Source organism: Ruminiclostridium papyrosolvens C7 (assembly GCF_000421965.1).
GTDB classification, from domain to species: domain Bacteria; phylum Bacillota; class Clostridia; order Acetivibrionales; family DSM-1351; genus Ruminiclostridium; species Ruminiclostridium papyrosolvens_A.
Genome location: NZ_ATAY01000020.1, coordinates 470220 through 485816 on the forward strand (window position 1 = coordinate 470220; position 15597 = coordinate 485816).

The following is a 15597-nucleotide window of genomic DNA, read 5'->3' on the forward strand; positions in this document are numbered from 1 at the left end:
ATGAATCTTACAATAAAGCCGATAAAAATCAAGGAGCAAAGTGTCATACCCGGCTTTGGAATTACCATGGGAATTTCACTTCTGTATATAGCCCTTTTGGTTCTGATTCCAATATCAATGGTATTTTTCAATAGTTCCAGTCTGGGCCTCAAAAGCTTTATGGATATAGCACTAAGTGCCAGAGTGATGGCATCATTGAAAATATCTTTTGGAGCATCCTTCCTTGCAGCTACAGTAAATACAATATTTGGACTTCTTTTGGCCTGGGTCTTAGAGAGATATTCCTTTCCCTTCAAGAAGATTATAGACGGATTGATTGATTTACCTTTTGCATTGCCCACAGCAGTTGCCGGCATCTCACTTACCACCCTTTACGCCCCAAATGGTTGGATAGGAAAGTTTCTGGAGCCATTAGGCATAAAAGTATCATATACCCCTCTTGGAATAATTGTAGCATTGATTTTTATCAGTTTTCCTTTTGTAGTCAGAACCGTTCAGCCTGTTCTGCAAAGTATAGACAAAGAAGTGGAAGAAGCAGCAGCATGTCTTGGAGCAACTAGACTTCAGGCCTTTTGCAAAATAATAATTCCTGAACTTTTTCCGTCTATTATAACCGGTTTTGCACTATCCTTTGCAAGAGCCTTGGGGGAATATGGTTCCGTAGTATTCATTTCAGGGAATATGCCTATGAAAACAGAGATAACACCGCTTCTAATAAGAACAAAGCTGGAACAATATGATTATGCGGGTGGAACAGCAGTTGCGGCAATTATGCTCATAATATCATTTTTAATGCTATTAGCAATAAATCTCTTTCAGTGGTGGGCAGTTAACAGACACAAATTTATATTCGCTAAAGGAGGACATCATGGCAGGAAGCCTACCTTTGAACCATAAGGTTCTCAATACATATCAGAAAAGACCTGAAAAAAAATCCGGGGCTGTACGGATAATACTCACTGTACTGGCTTTACTCTTCTTTATACTAATGCTCTTTATTCCACTTATATCGGTATTTGTTAAAGCCTTTCAGCAGGGTGCACAGGTTTATCTGGCAGCTGTAAGTGACCCTATGGCACTTGAAGCAATTAAGTTAACATTACTTACAATTATTATTGTGGTTCCAATAAACACCGGGTTTGGATTGGTGGCTTCGTGGGCTGTATCCAAGTTCAGCTTTAAGGGCAAAAACCTTTTGGTAACAATTATAGATCTGCCTTTTGCTATTTCTCCCGTAGTAGCAGGCTTGATATTTGTTTTACTTTTCAGTACAAGTCACGGCATACTGGCTCCCGTTTTAAATGAATTTGGTATTAAAGTAATTTTTGCACCTCCCGGAATAATTCTTGCTACATTATTTGTAACTCTGCCTTTTGTGGCGAGAGAGCTTATTCCTCTTATGGAAGCACAGGGAACCTCTGAAGAAGAAGCTGCCCTGACATTGGGGGCAAGCGGCTTTAAAACCTTCCTGCTTATTACACTTCCAAATGTAAAGTGGGCATTGACCTATGGTGTTATGCTTACGGCAGCAAGGGCAGCAGGTGAATTTGGTGCAGTGTCTGTTGTGTCGGGACATATTAGAGGATTAACAAACACTGTCCCTCTTCACGTTGAAATCCTATACAACGAGTACAAGTTTTCAGCTGCATTTGCAGTAGCTTCACTTTTGACAGTAATTGCAATCATCAACCTGATAATAAAAAATATCGCAGATTGGAAAATCAAACAACAGGAAAAATGACATAAATCGGAGTGGAAAATATGAGTATAGAAATAACAAGTATTTCAAAGACATTTGAATCATTCAAAGCTCTATCAAATATAGATCTGAAAATCAATACAGGAGAGCTTGTAGCTTTGCTAGGTCCTTCAGGATCAGGCAAAACAACACTTCTCAGAATTATCGCCGGACTGGAAACAGCGGATAAGGGTAGTATTTTATTTGACGGAGAAGATAATACCGGTAAAAGTACACAGGATAGGAAAGTCGGCTTTGTTTTTCAGCATTATGCATTATTCAAACATATGACAGTATTTGAAAACATAGCCTTCGGACTTAAGGTAAGGCCATCAAAAATGAGGCCTGGCAAGGAGGCTATAGAAAAAAAGGTTCACGAGCTTTTGTCTCTGGTAAAAATGGAAGAACTCGCCAAGCGGTACCCTGCCCAGTTATCGGGAGGACAGCGTCAGAGAATAGCACTTGCAAGAGCGTTGGCTGTTGAGCCTAGAGTGCTTTTACTGGATGAGCCCTTTGGTGCATTGGATGCAAAGGTGCGAAAAGACCTTAGAAGATGGCTTAGAAAGCTTCATGATGAATATCCCATTACCAGTGTATTTGTAACACACGACCAAGAGGAGGCACTTGATGTAGCGGACAGGATAGTAATTCTTAACCAAGGGAAAATTGAACAGATAGGTACACCTGAGGAAGTATACGACAATCCGGCAAATCCCTTTGTCTACAACTTTCTGGGGAATGTGAACCTGTTTCATGGCAGAGTACACAATGGAAAAGTTGAACTCGGCAGCCTAAAACTGGATTCTCCGGAACATTCAGAAGCCATTGACAGGAAAATTATCAGTTATATTCGCCCTCACGATATTGAAATAAGTTTGGAGCAAAATGAAAATGATTTCGTTGCAGCTGAGATTATCTTCATAAGAGCAGTGGGACCTATTGTAAACCTTGAAATGAAGCGATTCGACACCGGAGAATATGTAGAAGCTGAAATTAGCAAAGATATTTATAGAAAACTTATGCTCGAGGAAAGGCAGACCGTTTATGTTAAGCCAAAGGATTTTAAAGTATTTATTCCTGAAGACTATATGATATGAAAAATTTTACATACTTTTGCCTAAAACGGTAAAAAGTCAGGATGTGATTTAATGATTGACAATAATATTTTCAGCGGGTTAAGCCCGGAATCAAAAAAGATATTCAGTTTAATTTTGCATAACCGGGCATTAACCAAGGGTACTCTGTCAGATCTGTCTGATATAAAGCTCACAAGCCTGAACAGAATGATGCAGCCTCTTGAGGAAATGGAACTTCTCGTTAAATCAGAAACCGGAGAATCAACTGGAGGCAGAAAACCGGTTTTATATGATGTGAATCCATCCGGTTATTACATAGTCGGCATAGATATATCCAGAACATATACTCAGATCGTTTTAACTAACCTTAAAATGCAACCCATTAAAAAATACAGGTTTGATATGAACAGAGAATCAACTCCAAAGCTTGTACTTAGCATAATTCTCAGCTGGATAAAGGATGTCAATGCTAAGCTGAAAAAAGAAAACGGTACTATTATAGGTGCAGGCATCGGTACCGTAGGCCCTATTGATAAAAAAGAGGGTTAGTATTAAATCCGGAAAACTTTGTAGCTCCCGGTTGGGAGAATATACCGCTAAAATCAATATTTGAAAAAAGACTGGGAGTCCCGGTTGCAGTAGATAACGGAGCAAATGCTGCGGTACTGGCTGAAACTAATTTCGGAATTGGAAAAGGAATTAAAAATGTAATTTATATTAATTGCGGTATAGGAATAAGAATGGGGATTATTACCTCAGGTCTGTTTGTAAGGAATATCAACAATACCGAAGATGCCTTTGCACATATGGTTGTGGATGTTAATGGTGTGACATGCTCCTGCGGAAATAAAGGCTGTATTGAGGCTTATTCCTCTATTTATTCCATGGTAGAGAGATTTAATAAATTAAATAAGAATTCCCACCCCGGAACCATATCAAATGAAGTTTCTTATATAGAAATTTGTAAAGCTGCTGAGGGTATGGAACCCCAAGCACTTGACGTTATAACGTATGCAGCAGAGTTTATGGGGGAAGGGCTTGCCAATCTTATAAAGCTGCTGAACCCCGGCATTGTAATTTTAAGCGGCCCACTTATCAGAAATTCTCAGCTGTTTTACGACATATGTACAGATATGGCTATAAGAAAAAGTCACATACAAAAAGACGGAGAAGTTATTTTCAACAGAGGAGGGCAATTTAACGAAATTGCCATAGCTATTGGAGCCAGTGCCATGGTACTGGAGAAATTTTTAAAAGGAGAAAGAAAATGAGAGAACTTGATTTAAAAGCACTAAACAGTGAAAAGAAAAATGCGGCAGATGTTATCAGTTACATTCTGGAAATGATGGGGCCTTCCAATATAGCACTGGCTTCCAGCCTGTCCATAGAGGATCAGGTGCTTACACATATGATTTTAAATATTAACCCTAAAGCAAGGATATTCTTCATTGATACGGGAAGACATTTTCAGAAAACTTATGATCTCATGGAAGAAACTATGCAGTCCTATAAGTTCAACTATGAAGTATATGCACCTGAAAACGGAGATATTGAGGAAACTGTATCACGGCTTGGGCCAAATTTTTTCTATGACAGTGTGGATTCAAGAAAAAGGTGCTGTGAAATCAGAAAGGTCAAACCCCTTAAAAGAGTGCTTGGCACTGTAGATGGATGGATTTGCGGACTGAGAAGAGATCAGTCGCCTACTCGTCAGGACATGAAAGTTTTTGAATGGGACAATGGCAATTCCATTTACAAAATTAATCCTATTGTATTTTGGTCAGAAGAAGATGTATGGGAATATATAAAAGCACATAGCATCCCTTACAGCAATCTGTACCGGAACGGATTCCGCAGTATCGGATGCCAGCCTTGTACCAGAGCCGTACAGCCCGGTGAAGATGTACGAAGCGGAAGATGGTGGTGGGAAGATCCTGATAAAAAAGAATGCGGTCTCCATTTGGGAACGGCACATTCTATAAAGTATTAGCGTAGTTTTAAATTATTTAAAATATGGAGGTTGGCTATGAATCACTTGGATAAATTGGAGGCACAGAGTGTTTACATACTAAGAGAAGCTTACAGAGAATTCAAAAATATATGCATGCTCTGGTCTATAGGAAAGGATAGTACAGTACTTTTATGGCTTGCAAGAAAGGCCTTTTTTGGTCATGTACCCATGCCCCTTGTGCATATCGATACACATTATAAGATTCCCGAAATGATTAAATACAGGGATGATCTGGCGTTAAAGTGGAAACTGACCATGATATATGGTGAGAACAGTGAAGCACTGGCACAGAAACAAACCTTCCCTGACGGAAAGGCAGACCGCATAACCTGCTGCCAGACACTTAAATCGGAAGCGTTGAAAAATACACTATCAGGTGAATGGAACAGATATACTTTGGACCACACTACCAGCAAATACGTTTTGGACGGAAACAGAGAAAAATATACCGGAGTTATTGTAGGTGTTAGGGCAGATGAAGAAGGCAGCCGGTCAAAAGAAAGGTACTTTTCACCAAGAGACAAGGAAAACGACTGGGATGTGGGAGATCAGCCGCCGGAGTTCTGGAATCAGTTTAAAACAGATTTTGCTCCCGGGACACATATCAGAATCCATCCTCTTCTGGATTGGACGGAACTAAATATTTGGGAATACATAGAAAGAGAGAATATTCCCATTACATCACTATATTTCGATCAGGGCAGCGGAAAACGCTACAGATCCCTTGGTTGCTACCCCTGCACATCTCCTGTAGAATCCACATCAAAAAATGTAAGTGAGATAATTGAAGAATTAAAGAGCGGTAAATTTGCAAATATAGCAGAGAGATCAGGCCGTGCACAGGATAAGGATGACGGTGGCGGGCTTGAAACACTACGCAGGGGAGGTTATATGTAATATGGAAAACAGAGAGCAAATGAACATAGTAATTGTAGGACATGTGGATCACGGCAAAAGTACGGTGATAGGAAGGCTGCTGGCAGATACCGGTTCACTGCCTGAAGGTAAACTTGAATCGGTTAAGGAATACTGTAGGAAAAATTCCAGACCCTTTGAATATGCATTTCTTTTAGATGCCCTCAAAGACGAACAGGCACAGGGAATTACCATTGATACTGCAAGATGTTTTTTTAAGACAAATAAAAGAGACTATATTATAATTGATGCACCGGGCCATATCGAATTTCTGAAAAATATGGTAACGGGTGCATCTAGGGCAGAAGCAGCACTTCTGGTTATAGATGCCAATGAGGGAATCAAAGAGAACTCAAAGCGTCACGGTCACATTGTTTCAATGCTTGGAATCAAGCAGGTTGTGGTTTTGGTTAACAAGATGGATTTGGTAGACTTTGACAGAGATGTTTTTAACTCTATAACTGAGGAATTTACAGAATTCCTGAACAAAATCAATATTAATCCCATAAACTTCATTCCGATAAGTGCATTTAACGGTGACAACGTTGCTGAGAAATCCTGTGAGACACCATGGTATGACGGCCATACAGTACTGATGCAATTAGATTCCTTCGCAAACAGGAAGGAAGACATCCAACTGCCCTTCCGTATGCCCGTACAGGATATTTACAAGTTTACTGAGGAAAATGACCACAGAAGAATCGTTGCGGGTACTATTCTGAGCGGAACCATAAAGGCAGGTGATGAAGTCGTCTTTCTACCTTCAAAAAAGAAAAGTGTTATAAACAGTATTGAGGGCTTTAATGTAAATTCTGCGGAAAAAGCCGGTGTTGGCCAGGCAATAGGCGTAACACTGAAAACACAGATATATATAAAATCAGGAGAGCTGATGGTCAGAGCAGATGAAATTCAGCCGGTTTTAAGCTCACGTTTCAGAGTAAATATTTTTTGGGTAGGTAAATTCCCGTTAATAAAAAATAAAGATTACAAGCTTAAGATAGGAACTTCAAGAATTACAGTAAAGCTGGCAGAAATTTTGAATATAATTGATGCAGCAGAACTGAATATAAATACCTACAAGGATCAGGTTGAAAGACATGATGTGGCAGAGTGTATACTTGAAACCGTCAAACCCATTGCCTTTGATCCCATTTCTCATATGGAACTGACAGGCAGGTTCGTTATTGTGGATAATTATGAAATATCAGGAGGCGGAATTATTCTGGAGAGTGTTTCTGACAAGGGAAGTACTTTACATCATAACATAGGGAAAAGTGAATTTTTCTGGGAGAAGGGATTGGTATCTTCAAATATGAGAGAAGATTTATATGGACACAAAGCCAAGTTCGTAGTTTTAACCTCAGGTAATGAAGAATACGAACAGTCCATACACAAGATTGGAAAAGAACTTGAGTTCAAATTATTCAAATCAAATTATACGACCTACTATCTCGGTATAGCAAGCCATACATCTGATTCCAGTGACAGGGACAGCCAGATAAGGCAGATTGGTGAACTTGCCATATTATTTGCTGATGCCGGACATATATTTATTACCTCTGTATTCAATCTTGACGATTATGAAGCGGAAAAGCTAAAGCTGTTGAACCAGACTCATGAAATAAAAATTGTTAATATAGGAGAATCACCATTTGACAGCTTTGTGCCTGATGCAGATATCAACTATTCAGATATCGGGGGGGTTGTTGATTCCCTTTGTGAATTAATTAAAAACTATAATAAAAATGGAGTTGAAGAGCTATGGGACAGGTCGATTACAAGGAATTGAAAAAGGGCGGATTCATTCAACAGATTCAAAAAAATAATTTCTCTATGAGATTGGGCATTGTCGGCGGACGTATTCAGGCAGAACAATTGCTTAAAGTATATGAAATTGCAAGGAAATATGGACACGGCTATATACATATGACTTCAAGGCAAAGTATTGAAATCCCGTTTATTAAGCTTGAGGACATCGAAACAGTCAAGCAGGAACTTGCTGAGGCAGAATTATACCCGGCTGCAAGTGGGCCAAGAGTAAGGACGATTACAGCCTGTCAGGGAAACGGTGTATGTCGGAACGGACTTATAGATTCCGAAGACCTTGCAAATGAGTTTGGCAAGAGGTATTACGGGAAGGAATTGCCTCACAAATTCAAGCTGGGCATCACTGCTTGCGGTAATAACTGTCTGAAAGCTGAAGAAAATGATCTTGGGGTCAAGGGAGCTGTCAAACCCCTGTGGAATAAGAATAATTGTACCTATTGCGGTCTATGTGAAACTGTTTGCCGTCATAAGGCCATAGCTGTTAATAAAGGCGCTAAAGGCTTTTCCTATGATACATCTGCCTGCAGATATTGTGGCCGCTGCGTAAAAGCGTGTCCTAAAGAAGCATGGGAAGGTAAAAGCGGCCTTATCGTTTACTTCGGAGGTCTGTTCGGAAACAGAATAGCAATAGGAAAACAGCTTCTCCCTATTATATTCTCAAAAGATGAGCTATTCGAAATTGTTGATACCACTCTTGGATTTTTTGAAAAGCACGGGAAACAGGGTGAGCGTTTCAGATATACTGTTGAACGGGTAGGCTGGGAGTTATTTGAAAAGGAACTTGAAGGGGTTTTATAAAATGATATATGACGTAATTATTGTTGGAAAAGGACCGGCAGGCCTGTCTGCTGCCATTTATACAGTCAGGGCAAATCTCAATACACTTGTGATAGGACAGAGCAACAGCGGACTTTATAAAGCTGCAAAAATTGAAAATTATTTTGGATTTTCCGAAGCCGTCAGCGGCAGTGATTTATTAAAAGCAGGTGAGCTGCAGGCTCGAAGACTCGGAGCTGATATTACTGATGAAGAAGTATTGGAAATTAACAAGACAGATAATTTTGAAGTTATTACCCGTGAGAAGAGTTATTATGCAAAAACGGTTTTAATGGCAAGCGGTCAACCACAGAAAAAACTAGAAATAGACGGGCTAAAGGAAATGGAGGGAATAGGAGTAAGTTACTGCACAACCTGCGATGGCTTTTTTTACAGGGGCTTGAAGGTTGGGGTCCTCGGAAATAAGTATTTCGCCATACATGAGGCTGAAGAGCTGAAAGCCTTTACCAATGATATCACCATATATACAAACGGAATGGAACTGGAATACAAGGGTGATTATAATAAATTGCATGACAATTTCAGAATAGTAAATAAATCTATACAAAAGCTTTACGGAAAGGACTGTCTTGAGGCAATATATTTTACCGACGGAACATTTGAAAAGCTGGATGGATTGTTTATTGCAAACGATATTGCTTCCGGCATTGATTTTGCAAAAAAACTTGGTGTATTGACAAAGGGTGCATCTATTGTCGTGGATGAAAACCAGAAAACCAACATTGAGGGCCTTTATGCAGCAGGCGACTGCACCGGTGGCTTCAAGCAAATAGCTACGGCGGTCGGTCAGGGTGCATTGGCTGCCGGAAGAATTTCTGAATTTATTAGGAAGGAAAAATTAATTAACATACAATTAACATTCTCTTAATAGACGCAAATATGTTTTGTATATTATAATAAGTTTGTTAAAGGGGAGTAGTTATTAAATAACTAAGTCAACATACATGGTGCAGCTGCATCTGGCTTTGTTTCCTATACGGTTAACGAGACTTTTAACATAATCTGAAACTGATTATGTTAAAAGTCTTTTTTTATATATAATTTTAAAAACAGGAGGATGTTAAATGTCTACAAAAAAAGCACTAAAGTGGGTTATGTTCTGGATAGGGTTGGCGTTAGCCTTTAATGCCGGAATATACTTATTTATGGGCAAGGAACCGGCATTGCAGTTTCTGGGTGGCTTTGTAATAGAAAAAAGCTTAAGTATAGACAATCTTTTTCTATTTATTATGGTATTCAGTAGCTTTGGCATTAAACAAGAGCATCAAAGAAGAGTATTAAATTATGGTATAGTTGGAGCATTAATACTAAGGCTTATATTCGTTTTACTCGGTGTTACTATTGTAAATATGTTCCATTGGATTCTTTATGTATTCGGAGCAATTCTGATAATTAGTGGTATAAGAATGATTTTAAAGAAAGAGGATAATAATTCTGTAAAGGACAGTAAAATAATAAAAATTCTTGGTAAAATTATTCCGGTTACTGACAAGGTGGAAGGAGATAAATTCTTTGTAAGAAAGAACAAAATTCTATATGCTACACCTTTGTTTGCTGTTTTGATTTTAATAGAATTTACGGACATCATATTCGCTGTAGACTCAATCCCTGCTATATTTTCTGTAACAACCGATCCTTTTATTGTTTACACCTCAAACATATTTGCCATATTGGGACTTAGAAGCATGTATTTTGTTCTTGGTAATCTCCATGAAAAATTCAAGTATGTTAAGTACGGTGTTGCAATGATTCTGGTATTTACTGGAGTAAAACTGTCGGTGCTTATGTTTGACATTAAAATACCTATTGAACTTTCATTGGGAATAATATTCTTTGTACTGGCATCGAGTATTGTGCTATCAGTTTTATTCAGCGGAAGGAAAAAAGAAATAAAAGAAATATAAAAAAAGACTGTCACAAAACAACGATTTCAAAATTGTTTTGTGGCAGTTTTTGTATATTGGTAGATTTGCTTACATAACTTGCTTTTAATTAAAAATTAACATAAAATCATAAATATAACCTATTAAAATTCAAATAATCAAGATAGGATGACGTGTGTCAAAATGAAAACACTGATAAAAAGGCTTACAAGACTTAGTCTGGTATGGCAGGTTACTATTGTTTTCTCACTTATAATGATAATTCCTGCAATAGTAATAACCACATCATATTTTGAAATTGTCAGAGATAATCTTTTGGAGGAAGCAAATAAAAAGGTACAGGAGAATTTGAAAAAGCTGGATAGTAACATAAACTCCAATATCAGTAACATGAACAGTGCACTGAATCAATTGGTTTTCAGTCAGGAATTCCAGTATTATTTAAATCCTGAAAATAATCTAAGTACACACGAAAAAAATTATTATGTTTACAGTGTTCAAAATGAACTTCTAAATATACGTTATGTATACACGAATAAATTCAACAGACTTGTTATATATTCTTCAAATAAACAGATTGATGAATATTTTGATTGGTCATATCACATAGAAAGATTATACGACCGTGATTATTATTCTGAGATTATGCAAAGCAGCAGTGAGCATATTTATGGAAATGTTCGTGTATACGACAGAACTTTAGGAAACCTTGTAAATTATGAAGAACTTGAAAATAAAGAAGAATTGGTATTACCTATTTATCAAAAAATATCCGATATTCGTACAAAAGAGTGTATCGGGCTCATAGAAGTCGATATGACAATAAGCAAGCTTGTTGATTCAAGCGAACTTTTAAATCAGAATTCTGATGTGAAATATCTGATTTTTGACCGCAACCAAAAATTGGTTTTTGCTTCCGATGACAAAAGCATGAGAGAATTTGCTAGTATAAAGTTTCCTAAAAAATCAGGGGCATCGGATATTACAGTGGGTGATGCAGATTATCTTATTGCATATGACAGGGACGATATTACGGGATTGACCAGAGTTGCAGTTATGGACAAGAAGAAAATTCTTGCCTCCACTTCAGGAGTGGATACCCTTTTGTTATTGATTGCCATTCTCAGTATTGTGTTTATCATAGTTTTTACCAATGTTGCAGCCAGAATTTTCTTCAGAAAGCTCAAAGAAATTGATAAAATGATTACACATATTGAATCGGGACGGTTTGATGTACGTATCAAAGTGGATGGGGTTAATGAAATCTCCAGAATTTCAGAAAGCTTTAATCATATGGCTGAAAGACTTCAAGGACTGCTTATTTCAATGGTTCAAAAGGAGAAAGCACAAAAGGAAGCGGAAATACACGCTCTTCAAGCACAAATAAATCCTCATTTTCTATATAATACCTTGGAAAATATGAGAATGCAGTGCGAAATAGACGAGTATTATGTAGTGGCCAACGAACTGGCAAATTTAGGAGATTTAATGCGTTACAGCCTGCATTGGGAAAGTCCTAAAGTAAAGATTAGTGAAGAACTCAATAATATTGAACAGTATATAGAAATTATGAGGATGCGTTTTAATAAAAGACTAATCTTTCAAATGGATTGTCCCGAAAATCTAAGAAATATTATGATTCCCAAGCTGATACTTCAGCCACTGGTTGAAAATTGCTTTACACATGGCTTTAAAGATTCAATTCCGCCATGGAATATATTTGTTAATGTCTCTATGCCAGAAAACAAGCTTATCATAACTGTTGAAGATAACGGCAAAGGAATGGGAAATGAACGTCTTGAAGAAATCTGTGAATGTATCGCGGAAAATAAAACAATTTATAATAAAAGTAAGTCAAAAAACTCAATTGGTATTATTAATGTAAACCAGCGTGTAGGAATGATTTGTCCTGCAGGAAGCGGAATGCAAATTGAGAGTGAACAAAATGTCGGAACCAAAATTACTTTAACCATTGTTGTTGAATTGGGTGTTCAAAACGGAGGGGAAGAAGATGTTTAAAATATTGGTGGCAGATGATGAGGATGTTATACGAAAGGGTATAATTGTAATACTCAAAAGGGAGTTGGCAAATATTGATATTTGCTGCTATGAGGCTGAAAACGGTATAGAAGCACTTAAACTCTGTAAAGAACATTTACCTCAGCTTGTCATTACCGACATCCGTATGCCTTTTTGTGACGGACTTAATTTAATTAAGAATATCAAGGAAACAGGGTATTCTCCAACTTTTATCATTCTTTCAGGATATGCGGATTTTGAATATGCTAAGTCTGCTATTAAGTTAGGTGTTAAAGAGTATGTACTTAAGCCTATAAAAAAGCAGGAACTCGTTTCTATGGTTGAGGGTTATGTAAAAAGCCTGGCTAATGAGAAACAGAGGATTGATGAAAAATTTGTTCGTGAGAGTGAAAATAAGAAGGTTGTAGAAAATGTAAAACAGAAGCTCCTTAAAAATTTACTGGACTCCACTGATGCCGATGAGGCAAAGAGGTACCTGTCCCAGCTTTATGATTTGGGTGTCCGATTTAAGGAAAAGCTTTTACTCTGTGCCATGATTCAATATCAAGTGAATAATGAAAACAAAGACTATATTGATTTTGCAGTAAAAAATATAGCAGATGAAGTATTGACTCAGGAAATGGGCGAGGATTTCGTAATTACATTTCAATATGAATCTGGAAGAATTGTTGCTGTGTTCGAGGGTCTTAAAAGAGAGGCAATGCTCCTTTCGGTAAAGCAGGAGCTAAATAAGATTTGCAGCTTAATCCGTAAGTATTTGCTGGTAGATGTATTTGCAGGTATAGGTGATGTTGCCTACGGCTCCATATTATTGCACAAAACCTTCAATTTTGCCAATGAGGCTACCAATTATAAATTGTATCGTACCGGCAACAATGTACAATTATTTTCGGAAATACCTATGTCGGTTAGGCATGAGCAGAGTGAGTGGGGTAAATTAATCCATAACCTTGAAGATATTAAAAACGCAGAAATTATTAATTCTTTTGAAAAACTAATTATGTTACCCCCTTCATTACAGTCTTTGTCAGCTATTGAGCAGAGCTATATACAACTTGTTAAAACTATTGACCGTCAGCTTGTAAAGTATAACAGCACAAGAACGGAAAGTATCATTAAGCCTCTTCCATTTTTTGAATTATGGAGTTTTTTACAGCTTAAACAGGAGATAAACAGATATCTCAACCAAGTGCATCAGGCAGCTAATGAGGCAGGTATAGATGTACCCAATAAAAAGCTTATAGTAGATGTATTGCAGTATGTCAGGGAAAATGCCGCCAGTGATATCAATTTGAATATAGTGGCAGAAAAATTTGATCGAACTTCGGCATATATGAGTTCGCTGTTCAAAAAAGGTACAGGAATGGGCTTTAATGAATATATTACAAGTATTCGTATGGCTATGGCAAAACAGATGCTTGCCGATACAAGCATCCCTATTGGTGAGGTAAGCAGCCTTTGCGGATATATAAACCCAAAATATTTTTCTGTGGTCTTCAAGAATACTTTCGGCGTAAGCCCGGTTAACTACAGGCAAAATTCTATACGTGAAAAGAATTTCTAAAAAATTCACAGAGAAAATCATTAAGTAGTACATGAATTATGATGGTTCATGTATTTTTTCTTTTCAAATCATAAAAAATCAAACTTAATATTAAAATAGTAAACCTGTTAAACCATTAATTCAATTATATAATTAAAACATGAAATGCAGGAGACATAAAACATATAAGAGTAACTTCATAGAGGTTATGGGAAAAGAGGTGTGATTATTGAGCTTACTTGAAATGAAAGATATCAGCAAGAGTTTTACGGGAGTAAATGTATTGCATGATGTACATTTTAAACTGGAAAAAGGTTCAGTTCATGCCCTTATGGGTGAGAATGGAGCTGGCAAATCCACACTCATGAAAATCCTGGCTGGGGTAACAAAGAGTGACAAGGGAAGCATCAGTATCAATGGTAAGGATGTAGAAATCAATTCGCCTACAGATTCTCAAAATCTGGGAATCGCAATGATTCACCAGGAATTGTCTCCTATTCCGGGAATGACAGTAGCTGAAAATATATATTTTGGCCGTGAACCCGGAAAAGGAGGATTTGTTGACTATCGTACACTGTACAGGCAAACAGAAGAATTATTAAATAGGCTTCATATTAACAATATTAGTCCAAAAGAAAGGCTTCAGAATCTGCAGGTTGCTGACCAGCAGCTTGTGGAGATAGCAAAGGCTATTTCATTTAATGCAGAGATTATTATTATGGATGAACCTACTTCGGCAATTACAGATAAAGAAGTAGATAACCTTTTCATAATAATAGATAACCTTAGAAAAGAAGGAAAGGGAATCATATATATTTCTCATAAGATGGATGAGGTTTTCAGGATTTCTGATGAAATTACCGTTCTTAGAGATGGAGCATATGTGGATTCCTGGCAGGCTAAAGATATTAACAATGAAATCCTGATTAAAAACATGGTTGGGCGGGAGCTCAGCGACATTTATCCGAAGGTGCACGTTCCAATAGGCGAGAAGGTATTGGAAGTCCGTAAACTGACACTTCAAAACAAATTTTCTGATATAAACTTTGATGTCAGAAAAGGAGAAATTCTCGGTATTGCAGGATTGGTTGGGGCAGGTCGTACTGAAGTAATGCAGGCTCTGTTCGGACTTAGCCCAGCAGATGAAGGTGAAATAATCTTTGAGGGGAAAAAACTTAATCCCAAGGAGCCTGTTGAAGCAATTAAGAATGGTTTGGCATTTGTTACGGAAGACAGAAAAGGCGAAGGACTTGTACCGTATATGAGTGTAGGAAACAATATTACACTGGCTTCTATGAAGGACTTTGAAAAGAATTATTTGATTGACATGAAATCAGAGGATGAAGTAATTCAGAAACAGATTTCTTCCCTCCGTATAAGGACACAAGGAAAAGAGCAGTTAGTATCATCTCTTTCCGGAGGAAACCAACAAAAGGTTGTTCTTGCAAAATGGCTGATAAAAAAGCCTAAATTGTTAATATTGGACGAGCCTACCCGTGGTATTGATGTAGGTGCTAAATCTGAAATCTATAAGATTATGTGCGACTTTGTTGCACAGGGGAATTCTATTATAATGATTTCTTCGGAAATGCCTGAAGTAATGGGGATGGCTGACAGAATTATTGTATTAAGCAATCGCAAATTAGGCGGGGAACTTAAGAGGGAAGATTTTGTACAGGAAAACATTATGAGACTTGCTGTATCTAAAATGTGATAATGGGGTATGA

General features: G+C 37.6%; 12 protein-coding genes and 1 pseudogene. All 13 read left to right on the top strand.

Annotated features, from left to right (window positions below):
* The 13 genes and pseudogenes from cysT to L323_RS27245 all read left to right on the top strand — a co-directional run bounded on the left by cysT (position 1) and on the right by L323_RS27245 (position 15584).
* Entirely contained in the window at positions 1-897 is an 897-nt protein-coding gene (cysT, locus tag L323_RS27185; RefSeq protein ID WP_020814797.1) for a sulfate ABC transporter permease subunit CysT, read from the top strand.
* The gene (cysW, locus tag L323_RS27190; RefSeq protein ID WP_020814798.1) at positions 869-1741 is read left to right on the top strand and encodes a sulfate ABC transporter permease subunit CysW; all 873 of its coding nucleotides are present in this window, start codon (positions 869-871) and stop codon (positions 1739-1741) included. Before cysT ends, cysW begins: the two co-directional genes overlap by 29 nt.
* Positions 1742-1761: 20 nt before the next feature.
* The gene (locus L323_RS27195; RefSeq protein ID WP_020814799.1) at positions 1762-2835 is read left to right on the top strand and encodes a sulfate/molybdate ABC transporter ATP-binding protein; all 1074 of its coding nucleotides are present in this window, start codon (positions 1762-1764) and stop codon (positions 2833-2835) included.
* 51 nt (positions 2836-2886) lie between these two features.
* Positions 2887-4085: pseudogene (locus L323_RS27200) on the top strand (ROK family protein).
* Positions 4082-4804, top strand: a complete 723-nt coding sequence (locus L323_RS27205; protein ID WP_020814800.1) for a phosphoadenylyl-sulfate reductase — start codon at positions 4082-4084, stop codon at positions 4802-4804. Before L323_RS27200 ends, L323_RS27205 begins: the two are co-directional and overlap by 4 nt.
* A gap of 36 nt (positions 4805-4840) precedes the next feature.
* Positions 4841-5722 carry a sulfate adenylyltransferase subunit CysD gene (gene cysD / locus L323_RS27210; RefSeq protein WP_020814801.1) on the top strand — a complete coding sequence of 294 codons (882 nt, stop codon included), beginning with the start codon at positions 4841-4843 and terminating at the stop codon, positions 5720-5722.
* Between the two features lies 1 nt (position 5723).
* Entirely contained in the window at positions 5724-7529 is a 1806-nt protein-coding gene (locus L323_RS27215) for a GTP-binding protein (RefSeq protein ID WP_051153509.1), read from the top strand.
* Complete coding sequence (locus L323_RS27220) at positions 7502-8365, top strand: 4Fe-4S binding protein (RefSeq protein ID WP_020814803.1); 864 nt, start codon at positions 7502-7504, stop codon at positions 8363-8365. Before L323_RS27215 ends, L323_RS27220 begins: the two co-directional genes overlap by 28 nt.
* Position 8366: 1 nt before the next feature.
* Entirely contained in the window at positions 8367-9272 is a 906-nt protein-coding gene (locus L323_RS27225; RefSeq protein WP_020814804.1) for an NAD(P)/FAD-dependent oxidoreductase, read from the top strand.
* A gap of 196 nt (positions 9273-9468) precedes the next feature.
* Positions 9469-10308 carry a TerC/Alx family metal homeostasis membrane protein gene (locus L323_RS27230; protein WP_020814805.1) on the top strand — a complete coding sequence of 280 codons (840 nt, stop codon included), beginning with the start codon at positions 9469-9471 and terminating at the stop codon, positions 10306-10308.
* A 162-nt stretch (positions 10309-10470) separates the two neighbouring features.
* On the top strand, positions 10471-12306 hold the full coding sequence (locus tag L323_RS27235) for a sensor histidine kinase (protein WP_020814806.1): 1836 nt from the start codon (positions 10471-10473) through the stop codon (positions 12304-12306).
* Positions 12299-13891: a response regulator transcription factor gene (locus L323_RS27240; protein WP_020814807.1), complete on the top strand. Its 1593-nt coding sequence runs from the start codon at positions 12299-12301 to the stop codon at positions 13889-13891. The genes L323_RS27235 and L323_RS27240 overlap by 8 nt, the downstream gene beginning before the upstream one ends.
* A gap of 208 nt (positions 13892-14099) precedes the next feature.
* The gene (locus L323_RS27245) at positions 14100-15584 is read left to right on the top strand and encodes a sugar ABC transporter ATP-binding protein (protein WP_020814808.1); all 1485 of its coding nucleotides are present in this window, start codon (positions 14100-14102) and stop codon (positions 15582-15584) included.
* The last annotated feature ends 13 nt before the right edge of the window (positions 15585-15597 follow it).